The organism is Streptomyces sp. RB17, assembly GCF_009604455.1.
Classification (GTDB): domain Bacteria; phylum Actinomycetota; class Actinomycetes; order Streptomycetales; family Streptomycetaceae; genus Streptomyces.
This window is the reverse complement of the sequence record NZ_WEGL01000029.1, coordinates 1-26,154: the sequence shown is the minus strand read 5'-3', so window position 1 is coordinate 26,154 and position 26,154 is coordinate 1. Positions and strand designations below refer to the sequence as shown.

24 protein-coding genes and 4 pseudogenes are annotated in these 26,154 nt (G+C 67.4%); 17 read left to right on the top strand and 11 right to left on the bottom strand.

Going from position 1 to position 26,154, the window contains the following annotated elements:
* Positions 1-220 precede the first annotated feature (220 nt).
* The 3 genes and pseudogenes from SRB17_RS44475 to SRB17_RS44465 all read left to right on the top strand — a co-directional run.
* Positions 221-472, top strand: a pseudogene (locus SRB17_RS44475) (helix-turn-helix domain-containing protein); the annotation flags it as partial.
* A 1,653-nt stretch (positions 473-2,125) separates the two neighbouring features.
* On the top strand, positions 2,126-2,830 hold the full coding sequence (locus SRB17_RS48385; protein ID WP_153547830.1) for a helix-turn-helix transcriptional regulator: 705 nt from the start codon (positions 2,126-2,128) through the stop codon (positions 2,828-2,830).
* A gap of 257 nt (positions 2,831-3,087) precedes the next feature.
* A complete protein-coding gene (locus tag SRB17_RS44465) occupies positions 3,088-4,299 on the top strand; it encodes an IS701 family transposase (protein WP_194294371.1) in 1,212 nt (403 codons plus the stop codon).
* Between the two features lie 344 nt (positions 4,300-4,643).
* On the opposite strand, the gene SRB17_RS44460 is transcribed toward SRB17_RS44465, so the two are convergent.
* Together SRB17_RS44460 and SRB17_RS44455 are read right to left on the bottom strand one after the other, a co-directional pair.
* Positions 4,644-5,519 carry an alpha/beta hydrolase family esterase gene (locus SRB17_RS44460; RefSeq protein ID WP_153547826.1) on the bottom strand — a complete coding sequence of 292 codons (876 nt, stop codon included), beginning with the start codon at positions 5,517-5,519 and terminating at the stop codon, positions 4,644-4,646.
* A gap of 15 nt (positions 5,520-5,534) precedes the next feature.
* The gene (locus SRB17_RS44455; RefSeq protein WP_153547824.1) at positions 5,535-6,428 is read right to left on the bottom strand and encodes an alpha/beta fold hydrolase; all 894 of its coding nucleotides are present in this window, start codon (positions 6,426-6,428) and stop codon (positions 5,535-5,537) included.
* Between the two features lie 93 nt (positions 6,429-6,521).
* On the opposite strand from SRB17_RS44455, the gene SRB17_RS44450 reads away from it, so the two are divergent.
* The 3 genes from SRB17_RS44450 to SRB17_RS44440 all read left to right on the top strand — a co-directional run bounded on the left by SRB17_RS44450 (position 6,522) and on the right by SRB17_RS44440 (position 8,370).
* Positions 6,522-7,094, top strand: coding sequence for a TetR/AcrR family transcriptional regulator (locus SRB17_RS44450; RefSeq protein ID WP_153547822.1), 573 nt, complete (start codon positions 6,522-6,524; stop codon positions 7,092-7,094).
* Complete coding sequence (locus SRB17_RS44445) at positions 6,983-7,390, top strand: MFS transporter (RefSeq protein WP_323377611.1); 408 nt, start codon at positions 6,983-6,985, stop codon at positions 7,388-7,390. The genes SRB17_RS44450 and SRB17_RS44445 overlap by 112 nt, the downstream gene beginning before the upstream one ends.
* Positions 7,391-7,758: 368 nt before the next feature.
* Positions 7,759-8,370 carry a hypothetical protein gene (locus SRB17_RS44440; protein WP_416237152.1) on the top strand — a complete coding sequence of 204 codons (612 nt, stop codon included), beginning with the start codon at positions 7,759-7,761 and terminating at the stop codon, positions 8,368-8,370.
* A 134-nt stretch (positions 8,371-8,504) separates the two neighbouring features.
* Here the strand turns inward: SRB17_RS44440 and SRB17_RS44435 are convergent, their stop codons facing one another.
* Together SRB17_RS44435 and SRB17_RS44430 are read right to left on the bottom strand one after the other, a co-directional pair.
* Positions 8,505-8,993 (bottom strand): hypothetical protein, encoded by a 489-nt coding sequence (locus SRB17_RS44435; RefSeq protein ID WP_153547821.1) that lies wholly within the window; start codon positions 8,991-8,993, stop codon positions 8,505-8,507.
* 701 nt (positions 8,994-9,694) lie between these two features.
* Entirely contained in the window at positions 9,695-10,111 is a 417-nt protein-coding gene (locus SRB17_RS44430) for an alpha/beta fold hydrolase (RefSeq protein WP_194294370.1), read from the bottom strand.
* Between the two features lie 222 nt (positions 10,112-10,333).
* Here SRB17_RS44430 and SRB17_RS44425 point away from each other — a divergent pair, with 222 nt between their 5' ends.
* The 6 genes and pseudogenes from SRB17_RS44425 to SRB17_RS44400 all read left to right on the top strand — a co-directional run bounded on the left by SRB17_RS44425 (position 10,334) and on the right by SRB17_RS44400 (position 15,902).
* Positions 10,334-10,918, top strand: coding sequence for a TetR/AcrR family transcriptional regulator (locus SRB17_RS44425; RefSeq protein ID WP_153547817.1), 585 nt, complete (start codon positions 10,334-10,336; stop codon positions 10,916-10,918).
* Between the two features lie 460 nt (positions 10,919-11,378).
* Positions 11,379-12,010, top strand: a pseudogene (locus SRB17_RS44420) (class I SAM-dependent methyltransferase).
* Positions 12,011-12,462: 452 nt separating this feature from the next.
* On the top strand, positions 12,463-12,891 hold the full coding sequence (locus SRB17_RS44415) for an organic hydroperoxide resistance protein (protein ID WP_153547815.1): 429 nt from the start codon (positions 12,463-12,465) through the stop codon (positions 12,889-12,891).
* Positions 12,892-13,317: 426 nt separating this feature from the next.
* Positions 13,318-14,647 (top strand): annotated as a pseudogene (locus SRB17_RS44410) (IS1380 family transposase).
* A 341-nt stretch (positions 14,648-14,988) separates the two neighbouring features.
* Positions 14,989-15,285 carry a methyltransferase dimerization domain-containing protein gene (locus SRB17_RS48795; RefSeq protein ID WP_153547813.1) on the top strand — a complete coding sequence of 99 codons (297 nt, stop codon included), beginning with the start codon at positions 14,989-14,991 and terminating at the stop codon, positions 15,283-15,285.
* Positions 15,210-15,902, top strand: a complete 693-nt coding sequence (locus SRB17_RS44400; protein WP_323377610.1) for a methyltransferase — start codon at positions 15,210-15,212, stop codon at positions 15,900-15,902. The genes SRB17_RS48795 and SRB17_RS44400 overlap by 76 nt, the downstream gene beginning before the upstream one ends.
* A 202-nt stretch (positions 15,903-16,104) precedes the next feature.
* Here the strand turns inward: SRB17_RS44400 and SRB17_RS44395 are convergent, their stop codons facing one another.
* From SRB17_RS44395 to SRB17_RS47355, 3 genes are all read right to left on the bottom strand, one after another.
* A complete protein-coding gene (locus SRB17_RS44395; RefSeq protein WP_153547832.1) occupies positions 16,105-16,689 on the bottom strand; it encodes a TetR/AcrR family transcriptional regulator in 585 nt (194 codons plus the stop codon).
* 194 nt (positions 16,690-16,883) lie between these two features.
* Positions 16,884-17,279 (bottom strand): hypothetical protein, encoded by a 396-nt coding sequence (locus tag SRB17_RS44390; RefSeq protein WP_228396695.1) that lies wholly within the window; start codon positions 17,277-17,279, stop codon positions 16,884-16,886.
* 37 nt (positions 17,280-17,316) lie between these two features.
* Positions 17,317-17,514: a hypothetical protein gene (locus SRB17_RS47355; RefSeq protein WP_228396694.1), complete on the bottom strand. Its 198-nt coding sequence runs from the start codon at positions 17,512-17,514 to the stop codon at positions 17,317-17,319.
* Between the two features lie 191 nt (positions 17,515-17,705).
* Between SRB17_RS47355 and SRB17_RS44385 the strand changes: the two are divergent.
* Positions 17,706-17,831 (top strand): annotated as a pseudogene (locus SRB17_RS44385) (IS5/IS1182 family transposase); the annotation flags it as partial.
* Between the two features lie 64 nt (positions 17,832-17,895).
* On the opposite strand, the gene SRB17_RS44380 reads toward SRB17_RS44385, so the two are convergent.
* From SRB17_RS44380 to SRB17_RS44365, 4 genes are all read right to left on the bottom strand, one after another.
* Complete coding sequence (locus SRB17_RS44380; RefSeq protein ID WP_153547809.1) at positions 17,896-18,669, bottom strand: SDR family NAD(P)-dependent oxidoreductase; 774 nt, start codon at positions 18,667-18,669, stop codon at positions 17,896-17,898.
* Between the two features lie 793 nt (positions 18,670-19,462).
* Positions 19,463-19,816, bottom strand: coding sequence for a nuclear transport factor 2 family protein (locus SRB17_RS44375; protein WP_194294368.1), 354 nt, complete (start codon positions 19,814-19,816; stop codon positions 19,463-19,465).
* Positions 19,817-19,953: 137 nt separating this feature from the next.
* Entirely contained in the window at positions 19,954-20,754 is an 801-nt protein-coding gene (locus tag SRB17_RS44370) for an alpha/beta fold hydrolase (RefSeq protein WP_153547805.1), read from the bottom strand.
* Positions 20,755-21,386: 632 nt separating this feature from the next.
* Positions 21,387-22,025 carry an ROK family transcriptional regulator gene (locus SRB17_RS44365; protein ID WP_194294367.1) on the bottom strand — a complete coding sequence of 213 codons (639 nt, stop codon included), beginning with the start codon at positions 22,023-22,025 and terminating at the stop codon, positions 21,387-21,389.
* A 698-nt stretch (positions 22,026-22,723) separates the two neighbouring features.
* Here SRB17_RS44365 and SRB17_RS48380 point away from each other — a divergent pair.
* The 4 genes from SRB17_RS48380 to SRB17_RS44345 all read left to right on the top strand — a co-directional run bounded on the left by SRB17_RS48380 (position 22,724) and on the right by SRB17_RS44345 (position 26,058).
* Positions 22,724-23,146, top strand: coding sequence for a hypothetical protein (locus SRB17_RS48380; RefSeq protein WP_323377609.1), 423 nt, complete (start codon positions 22,724-22,726; stop codon positions 23,144-23,146).
* A 31-nt stretch (positions 23,147-23,177) separates the two neighbouring features.
* Positions 23,178-23,840, top strand: coding sequence for a hypothetical protein (locus SRB17_RS44360; protein ID WP_323377608.1), 663 nt, complete (start codon positions 23,178-23,180; stop codon positions 23,838-23,840).
* Positions 23,841-24,567: 727 nt separating this feature from the next.
* Positions 24,568-24,960: a hypothetical protein gene (locus SRB17_RS44350; RefSeq protein ID WP_153547801.1), complete on the top strand. Its 393-nt coding sequence runs from the start codon at positions 24,568-24,570 to the stop codon at positions 24,958-24,960.
* Between the two features lie 162 nt (positions 24,961-25,122).
* Positions 25,123-26,058: a transposase gene (locus SRB17_RS44345; RefSeq protein WP_153547799.1), complete on the top strand. Its 936-nt coding sequence runs from the start codon at positions 25,123-25,125 to the stop codon at positions 26,056-26,058.
* Positions 26,059-26,154: the final 96 nt, after the last annotated feature.

Genomic DNA, 26,154 nt, shown 5'->3' with positions numbered 1-26,154 from the left:
CAGATGTTCGGCCGCGCCAACTTCGACCTCCTCCGCAAACGACTTCTCCTCGAAGCGGCGGCCGGCCGTTCATGATCGTGGTTTCGGTGACCGTCCGTGGTGCTGGCACGGAAAGTGAGCCAGAACCCGAATCCTGACCCTCTGACGGCGTATCAAATCTGACCCACTTGGTGATCTTCATCTGACCCTGGCCTTGGTGATCAAGGTCAGGAGGGAAGAGGTGATCCACGTGGAGGACTGGGCAGAGATCCGCCGGCTGCACCGGGCCGAGCAGATGCCGATCCGGGCGATCGCCCGGCACCTGGGCATCTCGAAGAACACGGTGAAACGCGCGCTCGCGCATGACCGGCCCCCGAAGTACGAGCGTCCGGCGAAGGGCTCGGCCGTGGACGCGGTCGAGGTGCAGATCCGCGAGCTGCTGCGGGAGACGCCGACGATGCCGGCGACGGTGATCGCGGCGATCTCCTGGTCGACGAGACCGGCAGCCGTGATCTGCTGCGTGGCCCACCGCTTGCGCCGTACCTCGTCCGGCACCTCGGTACCGTTCTCCGCGTCGAGCCGGGCGGCGTCGCCTTCGGCGGAGATTGTCCAGGCGGCGTCCACGACGACCTCCTGCAGGCGGAAGAACTTCCGGGCGGCGGAGCCCAGATCGGGCTTGCCCGTGAGGTAGGAGGACAGACAGGAGGCGTGCAGAGCGGCAGAGCTCATGCCCTGGCCATGGGCAGGATTGAACGATGCCACGGCGTCTCCGACACTCACCAGGCGCGCGGGGAAGTGCTTCACTTCGGTGACGTGGCGCCGTCGGCTCTCGGCCTGCTCGCTCCCTGTCGCCGCCCTGGTCCTCGGCATGGGTGGCGACATAAGTGACGGCGCTGACGGCGCCGTCACGGTAGTGCAGACAGGTCCCCCGTCCGCGCAGGACGGGCACGTTGGGAAGGGAGATGACCCGGTTCCGTATCAGGTTTTCCAGCAGGGGGCGCCCGAGGACGAGGAGGTGGTGGCCCGCGTCATTGGGCACCCGCCGGACGCCATTGAAGGTGATGACCACCTTGTCGGATCCTGCCAAGATCGCACCGCGCTCCTGCGCTTCCCTCGTGATCCCCGGGAGCCACCGCTCCACCCACTCGTGACCTGCGGGCTGCAACGTGTGCACGTGTCGGCCGTGGGGCACGCCCGGACGCGAGGCCATATCCGCCGCGATGTCGTCGGGCTCGATGATGACGACCCGGCGCGCGTGGTCGGAGAGCACCCGCGCCGCCATGAGTCCCGCGATACTGCCGCCGATCACGCACGCCGTGTCGAAGAGCACAGGCGCGTCATCGAGCGGAGCGACGCGGACGAGTTCCTCGAAGAGAGAGATGACGGACTGAGTCACGAATCTTGCTCCTGTTCCGGTCGATGGACATGGCCTCGAGGCGGGCGGAGCAGGCCGGAGCCGAGCAGGAGGCACCACGGACTAGCTATGTATGTAACGTTCAGTACAGTAGGGGGCGTAGTCACTCACCTAGACACACATCAAGACCAAACGTTCTACCCCCAGCGCTCACACAGTAAATCTCTCGTGGTGCACAAAATTGGACTGCACGGGATGTTGCTGAGTTACATCGGCGTGTGGCCGTCGTGGCCAACGCGACGTTCGCGTTCAGCGGGCTGTGTCCGATTTAGACGTCGATCAGGTGCGATGAGAACACCGCCACGTTCTCTCTGGATGCGCCACTCGGAACCGTCTCCAGCTATGTGTCGGACGCTCGCCTGACACTATTGAGTATGTAGCGCTCGCTCTGTTGAAATGTACGTAGCGCTCACTCTAGGAAAATGTATGTAGCGCTCGGTCTGCTTGGTTCACGGCCCTCGCGTTGACGGAGTAAACCAACTGGATTAGCTCGAGTCTCTTCGCGCTACGAAGCGGCGACGGACGTTGCTGATGATGCTTGCGTGACGCCCGCAGGGCCGACCGTAAACGCAGCTCACGGGGCCGCTCCTTGGGCTCAAACACCGGGCGCCGGTCGGGTCCGCAGCGAAGGCAACCAGGCTTAACGTGGCTTATGCGGTCGTCACCCTGAGCCCTGCACGCAGTCGGTCACTTTTCTTTCCCTGGTGAGGTGTCGATGCGTACTGTGTCGGGGTGGTGACCGGTGGAGAGGCGTTCCTCGAGTCCTGGGAGGGGCAGGGGTGGTCCGGCGCGGAGTACCGGCCCGGCACCATGGCGCTCATCTCGCCAGGGCGTGCCCCCCGGTATCGCTGGCGTGTGCTGGGCCCCGACCCGCTGACGACAGCCCACATACTGCTCCCGCACGACGTGATACGCACGGCCGCAAGAGAACTCGGCCTCGACCACCGCGCGATGACGCTCCGCGACACCCCGTACCTGTCCGACGCCCCCATCGCCGCCACCACCCACGCGCTGCTGGATGCGGGGCGCACCCATGCCGCCGATGCCTACGTTCATTCGGCCGCCGCGTTCCTGGCCATGCACGTGCTCACTCGGTATTCCGCGGCGTCCGTCGCCGCGGACGAACTGACCCCGCGCGTGCTCACCGTGTTCGGCGACGGGGTCGGGAGGAACACGTCGCTGCGGGAACTCGCCGCTCTGGCCGGTGTCGGCGAAGCCCGCCTGGCGCAGGTCGTCCGGGAGGCCACCGGGCAGTCGCCATGGAACCACCTCATCTCCTTGCGCATCACCGAGGCCAAACGGCTCCTGGCCACCACCGCCCTTCCGGTGACCGAGATCGGCTACCGGTGCGGGTTCGCCACCCCGTCGCACTTCGCGGCGTCGTTCCGCCGCGCCGTCGGCACGACCCCGACCCGCTGGCGCGCGACCACCGCGTGACCGCGACATCGCTGGTTGTGAGGCCGTCGACGCCGAGGCTCCTCCCACCTGATCCACGACGGACGCGGTATCCCGTTCAAGGTCATCACCACCGGGCCCAACTCCACGACGCCTTCGGCTCGTTGGCATGCAGCCTCATCTGCTGGAGACGCCTCACGAAAACCCACCCGTGATCGCGTTACGACGTTGCTGGCCTCGCTGTCCGACTGCTTCGCCCGCTCCGAGAGCGGGAGACGTTCGCGCGGATGACCCGGGGCATGCTGATGGAGCTCGAGGACGTCAACTGTTGGAGCCTGGCCGAAGCGATCGGTGAGCGGGGCCCGCACCGGCTGCACCATCTGCTGTCCCGTGCGGTGTGGGACGGGGAAGCGGTGCTGGGGCGGACGGCGTCCTGGGCCGTGGACCTGCTCGACGACGGCGACGGGATCCTGATCGCGGACGAGGGGGACGCGAAGTCCTCGACCGACGCGGTGGCCGCAGCCCGCCAATACTCCGGCTCCATCGGCGGAGTCGATCTGTGCCAGGTCGCCGTGCACCTCACCTTCGCCGCGGCCGCCGGGCACTGCCTGATCGACCGGCGTCTGTACTTCACCAAGGAGTGGGCCGGCGACGAGGAGCGTCGCGAGCTGACCGGCGTCCCCGACGAGCTGTGCTTCGCGACCAAGCCGCACCTCGCGGCCCACATGCTCCGTGCCGCCCATCGGCAGGGCATATCCGCCTCGTTCTTCCTGGGTGATGAGGTCTACGGAGGGCGCCAGCTGCGCACCGCCTGCCGCGAGCTGGGCCTGGGCTACGTCGTGGGAGTGCGCTCCAATCACCAGGTCACCACCCCGGCGGCGAAGCTGAGCGTGGCCCAGGTCGCCGCCCGGCTGCCGAAGCGGACCTGGCAGCGGATGCGCACCGGTGAGGGGCAGAAGGGCGTACGCGACTACGACTGGGCGATGATCGAGGTCACCGCCGACGACACCCCTGACGGATACGACGGCGACGCGGGGACGTCCGTCCTGCTGGTCCGCCGGCACCGCTACACCCGCACCGTGTCCTCCTACCGCTGCTTCGCTCCCGGGCCGGTGACACTGGCGAGACTGGTGTCACTGGTGTGCCGCAGGTGGCGGGTGGAAGACGACTTCCAGGACGCCAAGGAAACCTGCCACCTCGACAAAGGCCAGGTCACCTGCTGGAACTCCTGGCACCGCTGGAGCGTAATCGCCCTGGTCGCCTACGCCTTCCTGGCCGTCACCGCCGCCCTCGAACGCGCCACCCAGACCGACCGGAACGACCCCGCGGAGGCCGACCTCGTCCCCCTCAGCAGCCACGAACTCCTCCGCCTGCTACGGGCCCTGATCCTTCCACGGGCACGACGAGACCCCGAGCACCTGCTGTGGTGGTCCACCTGGCGCCGCCGCCACCAACACCGCGCCCGCCTCTGCCACCACCATTGGCACGCATACGCCGACACCACACCATGATCAGAAAGCGCCGCAGCAACTATCGACAGCTGCCGTAACCGCGCTGGTCATGACCAGCGCGGTCCAAGTGGATCGCCGCCGAGCGTCATCCCGTCGATGCCGACGGGATAACGAATTTCGCGCCGTGCATCACCAGCACCATCTGCAGGATGGACGGTCTCGCGCTCAACCTGTGCGCACCGGTCGAAGTTCCGGTGACCCGGCTCGGCCTGGAACCACAGGCCCTGCTCGCCCTGCGAACCGAACCAGGCTCACGCCGTGATCAACGGAGCACGTGCCCGGCTTCCGTCGGTGGACCGCTGGTCGGCCGGTGTTGGCCGCCCTTGTAATTACCGCAGACGTCCTCAGAGGTCGAAGAACTGAGTGATGAGATCTGCCGTGTCGAGTTGATGGCTGGTCTTGCCGATGAGTATCGGGGCGGAGGAGGAGGGACCGGGAACGGTGTGGCCGCCGCCGTGGATGGTGTAAAGGACCACCGAGGGGACACCGCTTGCCTCGTAAGTTGTCCGCTCGACTTCGGTGGGGTCGACCGTGGTCTTCTTCGGCAGGCGGGTGGTCGTGGGCTCGGTGGTGATCCCGTTGCGCTCGGCGAAGTAGCGAGCCGTGCGGTCGGCCGACCAGGTCGGGCCGCCTGCTTTGAAGATTCTGCGCAGGGCCCAGTTCATGGTGCCGCCCTGGTAGGAGACGATGGGGTCCTTGGTGCCGTGGATCAACACGACCGGCAACGACCCCGGAGGTGTCTGCCCGGCGAGGAAATTCTCCGGTGCGGGCATGGTGGCGGCGATCACCGTCGCCCCCGCCAGCAAGCCAGGGGTTTCGTGAGCGAGGCGGATGACCATCTGGCCACCGTTGGAGTACCCGACGGCGTAGACACGGCTGGGGTCGATGCGCCGGTCCGCCGCGAACGTGGCGATGACCGCACGCGCGAAGCCGACGTCGTCGATGTCGGCTTGGCGGGCCGGAAAGCGGCTTTCGCGGCGGGCGTCGTTCCAGTTGCCGCGATAGCCATCGAGGTAGGCGACCAGCGCGCCGCGGGCGGCGAGCGCGTCGAAGACGCCGCCAGTGAAAGCACGGTGCTTGTCACCGGTCTGGCCGGAACCGTGGAACACAAGAATCAGTGGCCGGGCCTCACCCGGCGCTGTGGTGCCAACAAGGGTGAAGGTGCGGGCGGCCCCGGCGACGGTCACACTGCCGCGGGTAGCTTTGAGGAGGCTGGACATGGTGTTTTCCTCGGTTCAGGCGAAGAAGTCGATCAAGGTGCGGGTCATCCATTCGGGCGCTTCCTCAGGCAGGAAATGCGCCGCACCTGGTGCGACAGCGCCGCTGGTGTTCGAGGCAACCTGCCGCACCGCCTGCTCAACGCCATTGCCCATGCCGTGTTCGCCCCCGATGGCCAAAACCGGAATGTCCAGCGGCCCCTCGGCAGCCAGCGCGACCACCTGGTCCCCAGACTCTCCCGCGCGGTAGAACTCGAAGCTCGCGTGCAAGGCGGCGGGGTCGCGCAGGGCATCGACGTAGACGTCGACCGCAGCTTGAGGGATGGCCTCGGGAGATGCGGCTTTGGTGGCGAACTGGTAACCGAAGTAGATCTCCTCGCGGCCGGATACCATGCGCTCGTTGATCTCGGCCAGACGGTTGAAGACGAAGTGCCAGGCCAGCTCGTTGACCTCGGGAGGCATGAGCAGCGGGGGCATCGGGGTGAAGCCGGCGAGGACGGCTTCGGCCAGCACGAGCTTGCTCACCCGGTCGCGATGGCGAGCGGCGAGCACGTAGCCGACCATCATCCCCATGTCGTAGCCCGCGACGTGGAAACTGTCGTGGCCCAGGGAGGTCATCAGGCCGGCCATGTCATCGGCCAGCGTGACCGCGTCGTACCCGCTGGCAGGCTTGCTGCTGGCACCCATGCCGCGCATGTCGGCGGCCACGACCGTGAAGTGCTTGGCGAGAGCAGGCATCACCAGCCGCCAGCCGTACCAGAACTGCGGCCACGCCGGCAGCAGCAGCAGCGCCGGGCCGGACCCGCCGACCACGGCGTGCAGTTCGACGCCGCTGACGTCAACAGTGCGGCTGGCGAAGGTCTCGCCGAATCCGGCGGGAAGGTGTGGGACGGCGTCTGTGGTGAAAGGCATCGGTGTCTCCTCGTACCGGACCCAACCATAAGTGGATGAGTCATCCACTTCAACGTAGCACAACCGGATACGGTATCTGGTTATGCTGTGGGTATGAGCACCCCGCCGTTGCGCAAGGACGCCGCCCGGAACTGGCGCCACATCGTCGAGATCGCCCGGCAGTATGTCGATGACGGCAAATCTCTGCAGCTCAACGATGTGGCGCGGACCGCATCCATCGGCGTGGCGACCGTCTACCGGCACTTTCCAACGCCGGAAGCACTGCTGGAGACAGTCGCGCTGCCTACCATCGAGAAGCTGCTGCGGCGAGCCGAGCATGCATTGGCCGAGGATGACCCGTGGATGGCGTTGCGTGAGTTCCTCGCCGCGGTGATCGAAGTCCTGCTGACCGACCCGGCGGTCCCTCCAGTGTTCGCCGCAGCCACTGACACCCTGGAGCACACCGGCGACCTCAAACGAAGGCTCGCCACAGCCTTCGCTGAGCTGCTGGCACGCGCGCACGCGGCGGGAGTCATCGATTCCGGCGTCACCGAGTCGGACATGACCCCTCTGATGTGCGGCATCGCCTACGCCGCGAACATCCAAAGTGCCCTCGACCCGACCGAACGAGCCACGCTCGGCCTGCGCTACCTCGACCTGCTCCTCACCGGCCTGCACCGCCCCTGATCACGTACACCACGATCGGTGTGTGGGCGCCGGTGGCACTGCTCACACTGAGAATCGTCCAAGGTGTCGCACTCGGCGGCGAGTACGCCTCGGCCGTCGTATACCTGGTGGAGCACTCGCCCCGCACAAAGCGCGGAATGATCACCAGCGTCCTGCAGAGCACGGCGAGCGTCGGCCTCCTCCTCGCGCTGGCCCTGTCGACCCTGCTGAAGGTGACCCTTTCGGCGGCGGCATTCGACTCCTGGGGCTGGCGCGCTCGGTCTGCTTGGTTCACGGCCCTCGCGTTGACGGAGTAAACCAACTGGATTAGCTCGAGTCTCTTCGCGCTACGAAGCGGCGACGGATGTTGCTGATGATGCTTGCGTGACGCCCGCAGGGCCGACCGTAAACGCAGCTCACGGGGCCGCTCCTTGGGCTCAAACACCGGGCGCCGGTCGGGTCCGCAGCGAAGGCAACCAGGCTTAACGTGGCTTATGCGGTCGTCACCCTGAGCCCTGCACGCAGTCGGTCACTTTTCTTTCCCTGGTGAGGTGTGGTTGCCTTTGTAGGGCTGCCTATGCGGCAGACAGCAATGCTCATGTCTTCGGTAGTGCTATGGAAACTCCTGCACAGCAGTAACTGCTACCGCGCACCACGGCACATGCCTTAAGGTTTCGCGCACGACATGGACAGGCTTCTCGCAAGTCGTGACACCTGGAAGAGGTTTGAGAATATGTCCGAAACCATCGCCGAAACCACAGAGCTGACCTCGCAGTACGCCACACAGGTGACCGGCGACCTCGAGCGCAACCTCAAGGAGCAGGACCGCCTCAGCGCGGAGATCGAAGCACTTCAGGCACAGTTGGCTGCCCTGCGCCATGACCACACCGTTCTGGTGAACATCCAGCAGGCCCTCGGTATCCCCGCCGCGCCCGAACCCGTCGCGGCTGCACCTGCTCCGCGCGGGAAGCAGGACGAGAAGCCCGCCACCGCGACACGGAAGCGGGCCGGTGTGAAGCGTGCCACCAAGGCACCGGTCGCATCGTCCGCTGCGCCCACAGCACCCACGCTGGTCAACCTCGTGCGCGATCACCTGGCGGCGCAGACCGAGCCCCGATCCGCGGCCGAAGTCACCACTGCCCTGGAACAGCAGCACCCCGAGCGCAACATCAAGACCACCGTCGTACGCACCACCCTTGAGGGGCTCGTGGCCAGGAACCAGGCCCACCGCGCCAAGCAGGGTTCGTCTGTGTTCTACACCGTCCCGCAAAACGCCGAGCCTGCCACTCAGGAGTAGCCGGCACTGCAGCCACTGGCCCAATTCCTCGTAGGCCAGGCCCCGTTGGATCACCAGGAACGACACTGCAGCCGGGCAGGACACCTGTCCCGCACGCGCAGCGACGAGGCGGTCACCGGTCGGAACGAGTCGCGTCAGACCGACCGAGCAGATGCGGCCTGCGGATGCAGGTGCTGTACAGCCTGTCGCCGGTTGGATGTTGCCGACAGAACCAGGTAGTGGACCTTACTCGCGTCCAGGCCCATCGCGGCGGCTACAGCTGCGATGCCGTAGCCGAGCCGACAGTGCAGGACCAGCGCGTCGTACTGCTCCGCAGGACAAGTCTCCAGCGATACCGGGGCGGAGGCCGCGGCCCGGACCCGGGTGTGCAGCAGCGTCCAGGCCCGTGCCGACGGGTTGAGGTCGCCGACGATGTGCAGCCAGCCGGCCGCGAGTTCGCCGAACAGGCTGCAGATCAGGCGGTGGTCCTGTATGTGCGGTAGGTGGGCGTGGTCGAGGTAGGTGTCACGGTTGAGGGCGTAGAACGCCTCGAAGGCGGGCGGCAGCGCCGAAGCCAGGTTGCCTGGCTCGCATGGCGCACCGCCGCCGCTTCGGTGGCGTGGGATGCGGGCCGATCGGCGCATACAGGGTCCCGGAGGAGCCGTGGCGGCGAGCTTCGGCAGCTGAGCCAGTGAGCCGTTCCAGGCCCTCCTCCGACGTTCTCTCTGGCATGCGCCCTGGTCAGGAAGTCCTCGTCACGAGCCGGTCGAGCTTGTCTCCCAGGGTTCCGACGACGATCGATATGTGTCCATGGTCGTCCTCGAAGTTGGCATGGAGGGTCGGCAGATGTTTGGCCAGTCACTGACCGTGCGCCATCGGCACCATGTGATCGAGGGCACCGTGCCACAGCTCAACGGGGACGGTGACGCTACCTGGATCGAACCCCCACGGTGTCGTCAGCGCGTGGAGGTCCTCGGGCCATCCGGCGTCCCCCATCGCGAGCCCATGGTTCATGTTCGCACTGGTCTGCGCTGTGGGCGCCGGTGAACTCCGCAGCGTCCACCACCGGGAGCAGACTCGCCATTGCAGCCACGGTGTCCGCAGGATCGCTGTCCCGGACGGCAGCGGCCATCTGTGACACGACCGCACGCTGCGCCTCCCCTGTTATCTTTTTCGCGGTCCCGTAAGAGGGCCGCTGGCCTCCGGGCCCGGTATGACTGTTCCCCCTGTCGAAGGCATGACCTGGGGGGTGGTCCTACGTTGTTGATGGGTCGGATGGGGTGTCGTACGGTCCGGAGGATCCAGACCTCCCCCCTTGAACCGCGGTCCTGAACTGAATGACGCTTTACAGGCCCATGCCGGCGGTGAACTCAAGGCCCTCGGCGTCGTACGGTGCGAACGAGGCGATCACCAGCACGCCCGACACACGCTGCGGATCTGCCGCTCCGGTGGCCAACGCGTGGGGCCCGCCCGTAGACCACCCCGCCACCACATATTGGTGGGCGCCCAGGTGGTCCATCAGGGCGCGGCAATCCTCGGCGGTGTCGGCGACCGTCCATCCCGGCATCGGAGTCGACGCACCGTAGCCGGCGCGTGAGTACGTGACGACGCGGTATCCCCGATCCGTGACAGAGTCGAGGACGGTGGCCATAGGAACCGCGGAGCCGGGCATGCCGTGGTGGAAGAGCACGAGCGGCCCGTCCTTGGGACCTTGCACTGTGAACTCGAGAACACGGCCGTCGGGCAGACGCAACGACTTCATGCCACCGTGCTCGTGCCCACTCGCTGAATCAGATCCCATGGGTTGTCCCCTGTTGGTCGATTGCGGACGCGTGATGCCGCACAGAGGACCCGTCACGGCAGCCGTCCACTTGACGAACCGCTGGGACGTCACTTCATTCAGATAGAACGTTCTACTGCACCACCATGCATACTATTATCGCAAACCATCAAGACCGAACGTTCTATCTGATAGGATGGGTGCATGGTGCGCAGCGAACCCAACGACCGACCCTCTGACGCGCGGTCTCGGCTACTCAAAACGGCATGCCGGATCTTCTACGAGGAAGGCATCCACTCCGTCGGTGTCGACCGCATCGTCACGGAAGCACAGGTGACGCGGGCAACCTTCTATCGGCACTTCCCCAGCAAAGAGGATCTTGTCCTCGCCTACCTGGATGAGATGCACCGAGCAGAGCGCAGCCAAGCGGACAAGGCTGTCGCTGCCGGGGTGCCCGCGGCCGACACCATTCGATCGCTCAGCAGATCCATCACTCAGGGCATCCAGTCCCCGAACTATCGAGGGTGCGCGTTCCTTAATGCTGTCGCCGAGTACCCCGCCTCTGATCACCCGGTGCACTTGGCCGTACTCGCCCACCGCCAATGGTTCCTCGACACCGTCACGCAACTGCTGGCCAAGATCCGGGAAACGCCCGCCGAAGCCGCCGCCCATCACTTCGTGATGATGCGCGATGGCGCCACGTCCGCCGGGTGCCTCTTCGACCCTGTAGTGGTCTGCGAAACCTTCCTGCGCGGAGTCGAAGGACTCCTGCGAAGGCAGGTCACATAGCTCGAACCGCGCCGGCCGGAAGCCGAACTCGAGTCTGCACCGTGGAATGGTCGCAACCGCTCCGGCTGGTGCGTTCTCCTTCTGCAGGCTCGCGCCGGGACGCGGCTTGAGGTCAGTCGATGGTTGCCGTAGCGGCGGCGTCAGTCGCTGTTATGGACCTTCGCCGACACGGCGGTGACCATGGTGCCGCTCTGGCACGCCGGTGCTGTTCACCGTCAAGCGCTCGCACATCGGCAGCACGGCCTGACGGCATCGTCCTGCTGGGGCAAGATTTCAAACCGGCCGCGGTACACCGGACTTCCCGGGGGCTGACATGGTGGCGACGTCGTACTGGCCGGGCGAGCCCGGCAACGAGGAACTGCTGGACGACACCGTCGGATCGCTGCTGCGCGGCGCCGCCCGGCGGGCACCGGACACGGTCGCCGCCGATTACGTCGAACGCGTCCCGCCTCCGACCGAGATGGACCCGCTGTCAGGCGCGATGCTGGCGGGGTTCGCCGAACTGGTGCGGACGGCCTCCCGGGGCCGGTCGCGGACCTGGGGTGCGGCCCCGGACGGGTGACGGCGTACCTGGCCGGGCTGGGGGTGTCCGTCTTCGGCGTCGATCTTTCGCCGAAGATGGTCAGGCTGGCCCGGCACGCCTATCCGAACCTGCGGTTCGCCGAGGGTTCGATGACCGCGCTCGAGATGAGGGACGACGAGCTCGGCGGCATCCTGGCCTGGTACTCCACCCATCACACGCCTCCGCAGTGGCTGCCGGATGTGTTCTCCGAGTTCCACCGCACGCTCGCGCCCGGCGGCTACCTGCTCTGGGGAGACTATGTCGGCAACGAGCGGCTGCAGCCGACCCACGGCTACGGCCGTCCGGTGTCCTACGAGTCGTACCTCCTGCCCCTGGACCGCATGGTCGACCTGTTGGACCAGGCCGGGCTCATCGTCACCGCGAGACTGGAACAGGAGCCCGGCGGACGTGTGAACAGACCGCACGCCTGCCTCCTGGCCCGCAAGCCCGAAACGCCCTGCCGGGGTTCCCAGGGTGAGACCGCTCGGCTGTACCGCCGACGATCACGAGGCGGGCAGTCAGACCGCTGAGTTGAGAGGGCGGACACCGCAGCGCAAGCCGTTCTCACTGCGGACACGGGCGCGTTTCCGGCGCTGCCCGGCCAGGACGCCTGGACGGCGTGCGATCTGGTTGCGCCAGTGCACGTGGTGATGCAGCGCGCGGGTCTGAACTGTGGTTGGGGTGGCTGGAGTGGGCGAGGGTGAACTGCCGCAGCGGCCGGAGGTGTGCCGCGACCGGGTTGGCCCAGGACGCGTTGGTCGTACTCGATCCGGTCCAGCTTGGCGTGTGGACTCCTTCCACGCCAGGTGCACCCATCACGCAGGCAACGGAGACGAGGATGTAGAACGTTCGGTCTTGACAGCGCTCGCCCCGATGGCCAGACTTTGAGTGGACCGAACGTTCTCTCCCGCTGATCGTTGCGGCGACCATCAAGTCGAACGCGGTCCTACGAACTCACCTGTTGCATGAGAAGGGCACAACCATGGCAGACACCATCTATACCGGCATCGCCACGTCCACCGGCGACGGCAGAGCGGGAGGCCGGGCCCGAACCAACGATGGCCTGCTCGACATTGAACTCGCCATCCCGAAGGAGATGGGCGGCCCCGGCGGGGCCACCAATCCCGAGCAGCTGTTCGCGGCGGGCTGGGCCTCCTGCTTTCACTCAGCACTCAAGGCCGTAGCAGCCAAGCAGAAGACCGACATTGCCGATTCCGCGGTCGTGGTCGAGATAGCGATGCAACCGACACCGGCAGGCGGGATCACCCTTAGCGCCGCACTGCATGTCGAACTGTCCGGCCTCGAGCAGACGGTGGCAGACCAGCTGGTCGAGGCAGCCCATGCGATGTGCCCGTACTCCAACGCGACCCGCGGCAACATTCCGGTCGTACTCGACACCACAGTGGCTTAGCAGGACAGGTCGGGGCGAAGCGAACGACGGCCGCTCGCCCCGACCCAACATCGGGATTCCTCCGTGGATACCCCCGTCTTCAGGCGGGGGAGGAAACGGATTCCTGCGGAGCAGGGCAGGGAAAGCCGATTCGCCGCCAGGGCGGATCGGCGTCCACCGCCAACGACCCGCAGGAGACGGGTAGTTTGCAGGCCGTCCGGCCAGCGATAACCAAGCCGGCCGGGCCTACCGCCGGGCCGGCGGGATGTCAGGTCTGCGGAGCCGGCGTAAGACTGCTGGGCGTACCCACGTCCCTTGCCGTTAGCCTCGCGCTTTCATGAAGCGGGTTGTCCGACGGATGGTCAGGCAAGCGAAAAGTGCCTCTGACCAGCAAGAATGAGGATTGTCGAGGTCCTTGTTCCTGCCACCGTCGGAGGCACTTCCCAGGTGAAGAAGCGTATCGGGTCCTATCCACGTGTCCGCGTTGAGGGCGGTGGCCACGGGGTGGTGTCCCAGGCCGGGACCGTGCTGCTGGTCGAGACTGTCCGCAAGGCTGGGCTGGACCAGGCGATATCGACGGCACTGATGCCATGGCGACGTCCGCGGGCGGTGCACGATCCGGGGAAGATCCTGCTGGACCTGGCCCTCGCGGTCGCCATGGGCGGGGACTGCCTCGCGGATGTCGGGACGCTGCGGGCCGAGCCGGCCGTGTTCGGACCAGTGGCCTCCGACCCGACGGTCTCCCGCCTGATCGACACCCTCGCCGCCGCGGGGCCGAAGGCCCTGGCCGCGATACGGGCCGCGCGGGCCGAAGCCCGCGAGCGTGTCTGGAACGTAGCCAAGACCGCGGCTCCGGATGTTGCGGGGCAGGTGATCGTGGACCTGGACGGGGTGCTCGTGCTGGCCCACTCCGAGAAGCAGGACGCCACCGCGACCTGGAAGAAGACCTTCGGACACCATCCTCTGATGGGGTTCGTCGACCACAGAAGAGGTGGCAGCGGTGAGCCGGTGGCCGGCCTGCTCAGGCCGGGCAACGCAGGCAGCAATACCGCCGCCGACCACATCACCACGGCTCAACTCGCCCTGGCCCAGCTGCCGAAGAAGTACCGGCAAGGGCGCCAGACGCTGATCCGCACCGACTCCGGCGGCGGCACCCACGAGTTCGTCGCCTGGCTCGCCCAGCGAGGGCGGTGGCTGTCGTACTCGGTCGGCATGACCATCACCGATGCCATCCACCAGGCCGTTCTCAAGGTCCCGACCGCCGCATGGACGGTGGCCGTCGAGCCGGGCGGCGAGATCCGCGACGGCGCCTGGGTCGCCGAACTGTCCGGCGACTGCGTGAAGGGCTGGCCGAAGGGAATGCGGCTGATCGTCCGTAAGGAACGACCTCATCCCGGAGCCCACCAACACCACCGGCGTCCCGATCGCCGCACTCGAACTGCGGCACCGCCAGCGCGCGAGGGCCGAGGACCGCATCCGTGCTGCCCGCGCCACCGGCCTGCGCAACCTGCCCCTGCACGACACCGCGCAGAACCAAATCTGGCTGGAGATCGTCCAGATCGCCCTCGACCTCCTGGCCTGGATGCCCATGCTCACTCTGACCGGCGAAATCCGCAGGTGGGAGCCCCGCCGCCTCCGGCTCCGCCTCTTCTCCGCCGCCGCCCAGATCCTCACCACCGCCCGCCGCCGGCACCTGAGGTTCGCACGCCACTGGCCCTGGACCGACGTGATCACACACGCCCTGGCACGGCTCGAAGCCCTCCCGAACCCTGGCTGACCAGCACGTTCCCGTCCCTGCGAGCAGCACCGTCCCCGCCGGACCCGTGGAAACCGGCGCCCACCCGACGCGACAGCCGGGCCATCGGTGTGCCCACCACCGACCCGAACAACCGAAACGGCCCGCCGAAGGAACCGACGGACCGTCACGAAAGATCGAGGTTAGTTCGGGGCAGCTGCTGTCTGAGAAGCAGAAAGCTCAACCCGCGAGGGAAGAATCCCCCCGCTTCAGCTGGGGGAGAAGTCAATCTGTACCGGAATTGAGGAGTGGGAGTCAGTCATGGCTGAAGAGACAGCAGGCTTCAGCAGCGAGGCCGAGGCTGCGCAGGCTGCGAATGTAAGATGCTGGAGATGATCACCGGGTACTGGGTGACGCAGATTCTGCGTGCCACCGCAGATCTCTCTCTCGCGGACCACGTGGCAGCGGGTGCCACGACAGCCGAGAAGATCGCGGAGCGCGAGGGTAGCGATCCGGCGACGACGTACCGACTACTTCGCGCTGCCTCGTCCATCGGCCTTTTCGTTGATGCGGGAAACCACCGGTCGCCCTTCCACTGGCAGTCGTGGGGGATGCTTCCGGACGCTGTGCGGAAGGGCAGCACGCAGATGCACGCGGTCCCGGGCTGGCCGAGGGCTTGACCCAATTCGACTACAGGGGTCAGAACCCGGAGGAAGGCGCATTGTTCGCCTCTTCCATGTCCAACGCCACCGACATGGTCATCCACGACGTGACCGCGGCACTCGACCTGGACGGCGTCTCGGTGGCCGTAGATGTCGGCGGGTCCACCGGCGCCCTGGTACAGGAGCTGCTGAAGAAGAGCCAGGGTCTCACGGGTGTGGTCCTGGAGATGCCGCACGTGGTGGACAGCGCCGTGGAGGCAGCGAGCAAAGCCGGTGTCCTGGACCGCTTCAGCGCGGTTTCAGGAGACTTCTTCAAGGAGGTGCCGGCGGCTGACCTCTACCTGCTCAAGATGATCATCCATGACTGGAACGATGCTGAGTGCCTGACGATCCTGCGTAACTGCCGTGCTTCGGCGAAACCTGGCGCGCGCGCCGCTGTCTTCGACTGCGTCGTGGGCAAGACAGGCGAGCCGAACTACGGAGCGCTCCTGGACATGAACATGCTGGTTGGCTCAGACGGACAGGAACGGGACTTCGACGAGTTCGACGCCCTGTACGCAAAGAGCGGCTGGAGGAGGGTCGCCACCAAGCCGACCCGCTCGCCGCAGGTCATCCAGGTACTCGAAGCCATCTAACCGGCTGTCCGACTGCCTGAAACAGCGCCCCCTGGTGTCGACATTGAGAGGAAGAATGCCTCTCACCGCCGGGGACACGAACAACGCTAGGCTGTCCGCCCGAACGGCCCCGGCGCCGCCCTTCCCCCGTGGGACGGCGCCGGGGCCGACTCGTGCGCTCTGGACATCGGGCGAGGAGCCTGACGGCCCCCGGCTCGGATGCTCAGGCGGCACGTGCCTGCAGGATTCCTTCGACGCCGTGGAGGAAGGTGTCGGAGATCAGCGTTGGGTCGAAGAGGCAGCCGCCTGCCATGGCCCCGTCCCGGAGCATCACGAGGTGTCGGCCGTCGGCGTCGGCGGGTGCGTCGCCCACCTGCTCCAGCAGCTCCGTGACGGTGTTCAGGAACCATTCCCGGTGGGCCAGAACGGCCTGGTGGATCGGGTGAGCAGGGTCGAAGTATTCGGCCGCTGCGTTCAGGAAGGCGCATCCGCGGAATCCCGTGGACTGGATGCCATCGGTAATCGACTTGGCGACGGCCCGGATCTGGTCAGGTGCCGACTCGCTGCTTGCCACCGCGGCGGCGACCTGCCCGCGGATGCCCTTGTCGGCCAGGTCGAGGTACGCGAGGACGAGGTCCTCCTTGCCGGAGAAATGGCGGTACAGCGTCGCCCGGGTCACCTGTGCCTCAGCAACGATCCGGTCGATGCCGACCGAGTGGATCCCCTCGCTGTAGAAGATCCTGGTTGCCGTGCTGAGCAGCCGCGTTCGCGCCTCAGAGAGGTTGGCGCCATCTGTACTCCGACTCATGTTCTCCACGCTCATGTTCTCCAGGCTACCAAACGGGGAGAACGTTCGGTTTCAGCAGTGCTCCACCAATTCTTTCGATTTTACAATAAAGAACGTTCTCCATCAGAATCGGCCCCTCCGAGGCGGGATGGCGGCCTTGGCTGGCGGACGACACCGGGCCCCACGGCCCTCCGCCGCGTCGTGCCAGGGTCAGATCATGACGCTCCGGCACCAGTACGGTCCACCGCACCAGCGGAGGCCTGCTCACGGAGATGGCCGGACGGCAGGACGTCGCGCCCCAGGTCGGCGGGCAGCGTGATGCCGAACTGCGTGGCCATGATGTCGCTGATGAGCTCGTAGCACGTCCCAATGCGGACGACCTCCATCGTGGTGAAGTCGATGATGGTCGAGGAGCGCCCGTAAAGGTGGTACTTGCGCAGCCCGTAGTTGATCACCAGGTCTACGGCGTCGAGGATCGGCTGCTGGATGTCTGCGACGCGGAACTTGGTGCCGGTGCCGGTGAGGTTCGCTGACGACCCGAGGACCGGGACCGCTGCCTGGTGGGAGCGGCGGACCACCTCGTCCTGGAGGCGGCCGCCGTTGACGAGCATCGCAAGCGTGTTGCCGACCGTGCTGGCAGCCAGTGTCTCAGGTTCGATCGCGGCGACGACGGGGAGCGGCAGGCCCCGCGTCGATGGCGATCGCGTCGACCATCTCCTGCTCCCGGCGGTCGAGGACGTGCACCTCGCGGTGCAGCTCGTAGTTGCCGACCATCGCGTGCCGCTTGTGCGGCGCACGCCGCTTGGCTGCGAACAATCCGAGCTCGTCGGACGCCTGCCTGCCCATTCAAGTCTCCTCGCTCATTTGCGGTGTGGACGATCGCATGCCGGACCGCGATGAGTGGGTTGAGACATCCGTGTCAGATCGTGCGCTAAGAGGTCGCGCGGATAGGCGCGGTTGGGGGATACCGGCAACAGAACGGGCACACGTCTCGGTAATCATGGAGTTGCGACGCTCTGTGATCAAAGGAGAGATCTGTGCCCGTGCTGCCGTCATGGCTGACTGAATCACTCTGGGGCCAATTCGAGGGCCTGCTGCCCGAGCGGCCGGAGTACCACCCTGACCATCCACTTGGCTGTCACCGCCGACGCATCAGCGACCGGCCGCCACACTTGCGTGTGCCGCACGGCTCGAATGGGGTGGCGGCGCGGCTCAGTATGACTCAGCTCAGTGCGGCCAGGGGGCGGTGCCGCCGTCGACGCCGAGGGCCATGCCGGTGACGTAGCTCGCGCGGTCGCTGAGGAGCCAGGCGGCGGCTTCGGCGATCTCGTCCGGCTGGCCAGGGCGGCCGAGGGCGGCGAGGGAGCTGAGGTGCTCGACAATGCCCGGGTCGCGCTGCTGCCAAGCGATCATCATCTCGGTCATCGTGGCGCCGGGCGCGATCGCGTTGACACGGACGCCGTCGCGGCCGTATTCGGCGGCGGCGGCTCGGCTCATGGCGATGACGGCAGCTTTCGTCGCCCCGTACACGCTCTGCCCGGCGGCGCCGAAGGTGCCACCGATGCTGCTGATGTTGACGATTGAGCCACCAGCGGTCCCCTGCGCGGTCATCGCCTGCAGTTCGGCGCGCATCGCCAGCCATACGCCCTTGAAGTTGGTCTCGAGGACGGAGTCGAAGGTCTCGTCGGTGACCTCGGCGAGGCGGCCGCCGCCCTGGCTGCGGCCGGCGTTGTTCAGAGCGCCATCGAGGCGCCCCCACTCCTCGATCGCGGCCGCGACGGCTCGCTGTATCTCTTCGGCGTTGGTGGTGTCGGCCTGAATGGCGAGGACGTTGCCTCCGTCGGCGGTGATGTCCCTAGCGACACGCTCGAGTTCAGGTTTGCGGCGGGCGGTGATGACGACGTTCGCGCTTTCGCGGGCGAACAGAAGCGCGGCGGACCTGCCGATACCGGACGAGGCGCCGGTGATGAGTATGGTCTTGCCTGCGAGCAGGTCAGTCATGGTTGTTGCTCCGTTGTAAGGGTTCTCACTCGATCCGGGGGCGGATCGCCAATTGGTCAGCCGCGTGCCGGGGCGGCGACGAGCGCCTTGTTGACTTCTCCCCCAGCTGAAGCAGGGGGGTTCTCCCCTCGCGGGTTGAGCTTTCTGCTTCTCGGACAGCGGCTGCCCCGAACTAACGGCAAGGGACGTGGGTACGCCCGGCAGTCTTACGCCGGCTCCACAGACCTGACATCCCGCCGGCCCGGCGGTAGGCCCGGCCGGCTTGGCTATCGCCGACCGGACGGCCTACAAACTACCCGTCTCCTACGGGTCGTTGGCGGTGGGCGCCGATCCGCCCTGGCGGCGAACCGGCTTTCCCTGCCCTGCTCCGCAGGAGTCCGTTTCCTCCCCCGCCTGAAGGCGGGGCTATCCACGGAGGAATCCCGATGACGCGCAATCATGGTGACCAATGCGCAGTTGAGCGACAGTGCGGGGAAGCGGGGGCAGGCGGGCTCAGTTGCCCGCTGTGCACCTTTGCTGGGCCAACGTGTTGCTGGCCCAGCAAAGGTGCGTCCGACCAGACGCCTTCGCCGCGTGCGGAATCCTCCTCGCTCAACCGCTGCTGCCCGGAGTGCGTCAGCGCGACCAGGTGGCGGTGCCGTTGCTGGTCGGCGAGCTGACCGCCCCCGGGTCGCGACCGGCGTGACGGTCGACGAACGGCGGTTCGTCGCCGCCCTCCCGGCGTCGTTGGTCAGCCCGCCGTGAGCACGGCGAGCACCTGACGACGCGGGTCCGGCACGCCGCGTCGGCGCGGTCAGCCTTCCGTCGGCGCGGGCTCCGGAGCCGGGACCGGAGCCAGGTAGAACCGTGACCGGGCGATCAGTCCGTCCCGGGCCCACATGATGGCGGGTCCGCCCAGCACAGTGGTCGAGCCGTCAGGTCCGGTGCCCACATACTCGAACTCCGCCCAGATTTCCGGGCCCGCGGTGGCACGGCGCAGCACCCGGCCCCGTATGTCGGGGAGGCGGCTGAAGATCGCCGTCCAGTTGGTGAGCACGTGTTCGTTACCGGTGAATGCCTCCGCGGGGCGGTGCGGCACCTCGGCTTGGTAGTCCGTGGTGAAGCAGTCCGCGACCTTCTGAGGGTCATGCGAGTTGATCGCGTCCATGAGGCGCTCAACAGGATCCCGCGTACACATCGTGCTCATCTCCATGTCGTGCGGAGTTGATCCGGTTACAAAGGCGGAGCGGTGCCGGGCAGGGCGGCGCCTGGTCGGCCAGGTGTCATGTCCTGCCGGGATGCGTTTCAGTTTGTGCCGTGGTCAGCATCCTCGATCACGTGCGTGACTGCGTCGGGGTGGCTGACCATCACGGCGTGGGAGGAGCTGACCTTCTCGATGTGCGCACCGGCCCGCTGGGACATGAAGCCCTGAAGGGTGGGAGGGATCGCGTGGTCCTGCGTGGTGATCAGGCTCCAGGAGGGAATGCTGCGGAAGCCCTCCGAGACACTGGCGTCGGTGACGGCCGTGGTGTTCGCGGGCCGCTGCTCTATTGCCATGTCGGCGGCGGTGGTCCGGTCGACATCGCCGGCGAAGACGTCCCGGAAGTGGTCCGGGTCGATGGAGACTTCCGCACCGCCCGGAACGGGGGTCGTGATCAGCGGGATGGGCGTGGAGGACTGATTGGCCAGAGCGCCCACCGTCTCACCCTTCACCGGGATGAAGCCGGCGATGTAGACGAGGGCCTTGACGTTGGGGTCCGAGGCAGCGGCATTGGTGATCACCGCGCCGCCGTAGGAGTGGCCGACCAGGACCACGGGGCCGTCGATGGTCTTCAGGTAGCTAGAGAGGTAGGCGGTGTCGCTGGTGAGGCCCTGCAGCGGGTTGGCGATGGCTCGCACGGGATAGCCGTCGCGGCGCAGTTGCTCCATCGTTCCCGCCCAGGTGGAGGAGTCCGTCCACGCGCCGTGGACGAGGACCACGGTCGGCTTCGGCGAGGTATCGGAACCTTGATCGGTGGCCGCCGCCACGGTCGGGACCGCAGCGGCACCCAGCAGAGCGAGGGCTCCGGCGGTGAGTGCGACGCGACGAGGGATGCGGATTCTCATGATGTGTCCTTCTGGTTGGCAAGGAGATGGGTCAGACGGGCAGCGCTGTTGGTCTGGGGCGCTTCGACAAGGCGGAGAGCGCACCGGATCGGCTGATCCGCGCTTGGTGCGAGTTGGGGCATCAAGGTGTGTGGGGCGGCACCTGACTGCGCCATGGCGGCGGGCTGTTCAGCGCGCCATATGACGAGGGATGCCGCTTGGGAACTTGTTCACAGCAGTCAGTCCGCGCCAAGGATGGGCGGCTGACAACGGTCACCTCAGCCGGAGCTGCTGAATAACGTCAGGACGTGAGATGGGGGACCGGCTCGGTCAGCTCGCCACCGGAGGGCTTCCCCAGCTGCGCTGTCCTTGGGAGCCGGGGCCGGTTGGGGCACGGCAGCCAGCAGGGCGACGCCTGCTGGGCAGGCATGGGCCACTCCCGAGAAAACGGTCTCGGGATAAAGCGTCATGGGGCACATCCAGGGCGAGGGAGAACGTTCGGTCTCACACATTAAAGGCGCCTGATGCACCAGTTGTCAATACGGAACGTTCTATCTTGTGTAGGTCGGAACGACTTACGGATGGTGGGTGGTTCGGCGATGGCGGCAAGAGCGCCCGTCCTCGGCTCACTGAGCCGCCGCCGGGCCGTGATCTCACTCAGAGGCTGGCTGAGCGACGATGGCCAAGCCGACGCCCCGGCCGATGGTGACCACCAAAAAGTCATTCAGGGTGCGGCCCCGCCCGTACAGGCGCTCCCCGCTGCCCAACGCGTTGACATCGTTCTCCACCAAAACGGCGAGCCCCAAAGCCGCGCCGAGCATGGTGCCCAGCGGCACGTGCCGCCAGTTCAGCATCGCGGCGTCCACGACCCCGCTGTCCGGACGGTCGACGCTGCCGGGGACCCCCACCCCGATCCCCAGCAGGGCAGGCAGATCCTCGCGGGGCTTGGTGAACGGGCGCAGCAACTCCACGATCGCGGGCACCGCCTCGAGCGCCGTGGCGTCGAAGGGGATCGTCACGGTGTCGGTGACCTGCCCGTCCAAGCGCATGTCGACCAGCGCGACATGGTCGGCGGCCACCTTGACACCCAGGGCCCGGCCGGCATCGCCGACCAAGCCGACCAGCCGAGCGCGCCGGCCCCCGCGGGAGGGCTCTTGACGGTCGAGCTCCTCGATCACTCCTTGCGCCAGCAGGCGCCGGGTCACCTGGGTCAGCGTCGCCGGACTCATCCCCAGCTCGCGGGCCAGCGCGGCCCGCGACATAGGCCCGGCCCGGCCCAGCAGGGCCAGCACAGCCGTACTGGAGAGATCCTCACCCGCCAACCTGTTCATTCGCATTCTTTCTTTAGTTACTTAAGAAACTGGCGGAACGAACGCTAGAACGGGCATCCCACCTCAACCCCCCATTTCCACGACGTTTCCGGCGCCACCACCGCCCCACGGCTCCGCCTCGGCCACGCATGCCGGACCGGCTCGCACCCGATCTCTGTGTGCAGCCGGCACTCACGACAGGCTCGCGGGCGTCCGCGACCCTGGCGGCGTGCGGCGGATCAAGCCCGGTCAACCGCCCTCACGCTCGGCGATCCGCCGAGCGTGACGGCGACGGCGACGGCCCGCAGCGAGCCGGCTGCCCCGGCCGTGGCCACGCCACCCCCGATCGTGCGCTCCTCGCGCTGGAGTCGCTTCAGGAAGCAGGCACACATCCGGGCCCAGTTGAGTGGTCGTTCGAAGAGTTCACCATCAGGTCCCTCCAGCCACTCCTGCGAACCGGCATCCGCAAGATCATCGAAGAGAAGCAGCAGAGCGGCCGACCCAACATCACCACCACGTCACGGACATGCACGCCATGTTCTAACGCTGGTCACAGCCCTCTCGGGAACCTCGGCGGTCGGAAAACTGCAGTGCAACCCCTCCGGCCAGTGGTACTGGCTGGAAACCGAGACCGGCCTGTCGATGCTCGCCGCCCTGGCAGACCTGTGGGAGAGGACGACGTGACCGATCAGGACCTGCTGCACAAGCGGCTCATCGACACACTGACTGCCCATGGCAGCCTGCGCACCGAGCCGTGGAAACGCGCGGCCGAGACGGTCCCTCGGCACGAGTTCTTGCGCGGCGGGTTCTTCCGCCGCGTCGCGGGCGCCGTGCCGGCAGCGTGGGCGCCGGTCCTGGACGACGACGCGGGATGGCTCAAGGCCTGCTACATGGATGAGTCACTGGTGACCCAGATCGCCGGAACGATCGCACCCGCGGACATCCGGGGCCAGATCATGCGCCAGCCGACGAGCTCCAGCACCCTGCCCTCCCTCGTCCTGCGGATGCTGGAAGCCCTCCAAGTCGAGCCGGATGCGCGGGTGCTGGAGATCGGCACCGGCACCGGCTACTCCACCGGGCTGCTGTGCGCGCCTCGGGGATGAGCGTGTCACCTCCATCGAGTACGACCAGGACGTGGCCGCGCGGCCAGGCGCCGCCCTCGCCCGGCTCGGCATGTATCCCACGCTCGTCACCGGTGACGGCCTGCTCGGCTACGAGGAGAGTGCACCGTACGACAGGGTGATCGCCACGTGCGGGGTGCGCACGCTGCCCGCAGCGTGGATCGAGCAGACCCGGCCCGGCGGCATCATCCTGGCGACCGTCGGCGGCTGGCTCGCAGCATCCGAGCTGGCGCGGCTGACGGTCCACGACGACGGCACGGCCTCAGGCCCGCTGCTGGGCGGGCAGGTCAGTTTCATGCTCGCCCGCCCGCAGCTGCCGCCCCCGCTCGGTCTCCTGCCCGATCTCAGCGCGGGTGTGGAGCGGGAAGCCATCATCGGCGCCGACGTGCTGGACGACTGGACGACACGGTTCGTCGCGCAGGCCGCCGTACCGGCCGCGCAGCGTCTGACGCTCACGCAGGACGGACGAGAGCAGCACGTCCTGGTCGACGTCGACTCCGGCTCCTGGGCGGCCATGCACGAACACCATGGCCGCTGGACCGTCCGCCAGGACGGCCCAGATCTGCTGTGGGACGCCGTCGAGGACCAACTCGGCCGCTGGCACGCCAGTGGTGCGCCGACGGTGGAGCAGTGCACCATCCACATCATCCCCGAAGGACAGACCATCCGCTGGTAGACCCTCCCGGTGCGGCCCCGCCTGTCTGCCTCCCCCGTGGTGGACGGGCGGGGCCTTCTACTGCCTCCGGCCACCCCGCCACGCACCGGCCCCGCCCAGGCCGCAGACCGGCAGCCTCGCTCATTGTGCAGTCCGGCAGGTTTCGCGCCCTTGTGAGGGGCGACGGCCTCCACCTCCAGCGCTTCAGCAAATCCTCAACGACCGAGGGTGCGATGACCTGGCCGGCTGGCGCCCTGGCTGCCACCTGAGGCTGCACGGCGACGCCACGGGCGACAGTAGGCAGGAGCGCGAGGCGGACGCGTTCGCCGGGGAGTTCCTCACCCCGCAGGCGAGCATCCTGCCCCGGCTGCCGCGCCGGATGGACCTGGGGTATCTGCGGGTCTGCGCCGGACCTGGGGCGTGTCCGTGCACTCCCTGGTGTACCGCTGCCGCGCACTGGGTCTGATCTCCGACGCCACGACGAGCCGAACGTACCAGCGACTGCCCAGGCGTTCTACCTCGCAGAAGACCCGGGCCACCCCGGCTTCGGGCGGAGGTGGCCGGGGCAAGAAGAGAAGGGACTACCGGGCCCCTCCAGGCCGAAGGGCCTGGCTCGCGGCGATGTGGGGCACGGGGCCCTGGGCTACGGCGTAGAGCTTTCCGGAGGGTCCTCCCTCGGCCGTGGCGAGGGCGTGTTGGTCTGCGAAGGGCGCGGTTTGGGCGGCTTCAACGAGGCGGGGTGTGGGACATGACCGTGCTGCAGACCATCGTGGTCATTCTGACCGTGGTCGTTGTTCGCGTCCTGGCCGCGGTCTGGAGAAGGTCGCGTACCGGCCGGCGGAAAGCCACGACGTACGCCCGTCAAGGGCAGTGGGCTCGGGGATCGGGCGCGCACGTCGCGGACAGCCACCAGCCCGGAATCTGGTCGCAGCGAACGGACGACGACCACTTCCAAAGATGGGGCGAGGGCGACCTGGAACGGGAGAGCAGGAGATCACGGGAACGTGCGGCACAGGACGAATCCCGCCACGAACCGGACTGGAGTGCGTGGTCAACGCCCGACAGCAGCACGGACAGCGACAACGGCCACGGCGGAAGCAGCAGTTGGGACAGCGACAGCAGCACCAGCAGTGATTGGTAGGTGAGCGACCCTTCGGCATGCCCGACCCGTGCCGGGCATGCCGAAGGGTCGGCCGGGAAGATCAGCCGTTGCGGGACAGCCCTCAGCGAGGTCTGCCAGCCGCCCCGGCCTGACGACGGGGCTCCGCGGCCCGGTGGCCGGGCACGTCCTCCCATCCCGAACGTGATCACGCATGTCGCGACCACGGATGCGACCGTGCCTGACGTGAAACTCGTCGAGCCCGTCCACCAGGCCCTGGCCGGCCGGGACCTGCTGCCCGACGAGCATTACCCGGACTCCGGCTGCGCGAGCGCCGAACTCATCGTCGGGGCCCGGGCCGCCTTCGGCATCACCCTGGTCACACCTCTGCTGACGGGCACGTCCCGTCAGTACCGGGAGAACGCCGACTACCAGCGCGAAGCCTTCGCCATCGACTGGGACGCCCGCCAGGCCACCTGCCCCCAGGGCGCCACCAGCCGGTTCTGGAGCCCGGCCAGGCAGAAGGGCCGCGACGTAGTCGTGGTCCGTTTCGACCAGGCCGACTGCGGCCCCAGCCCGGTCAGAGCCATCTGCACCAACGCCACCCGCTGGGGCCGCCAACTCACCCTGCGGCCACGGGCACTGCACGAACTCATCCACGCCAACCACACCGCCCAGCAAGACCAGGCGTGGCAGGCGAAGTACGCCCTGCGAGCGGGCGTCGAGGTCGCGTCCCGCGAAGTGGTGCAGCGATATGGAGTTCACGACTCCGCAGGTCACAAGCACCGACAGGGCCGACGCCCGAGCAGAGGCCGCTCCGGCGGCCGGGAACAGCATCGACACCACCCGAGGGATCTCGACGGTGCTTGCCGAAGAAGGGGTCGCCCGGAGCGAGGTGGTCCGGATTCCTACACCACTTGGCGGGACACCATCGGCGTCGAGGGCACGATCCGCCAGGCCATAGCGGTCACCGGCAGCCGCCGCGCCCGCTATCGGGGCCTCGCGACGACCCACCTCGAACACGTCTACTCCGCCGTCGCCCTCAACCTGATCCGCCTCGATGCCTGGTGGAACGGCCAGCCCCTCGACCACACCCGCACCAGCCACCTCGCCCGCCTCGACCTCACCCTCGCCGCCTGATCCCCGCATTTGGCCAGCACGATCTTTGGGGAGTCGCCGTCAGGCGATCGGATTACTCGATGAGAGGGAGCCAGGCGATCAGTGGGTGGAGGAGGA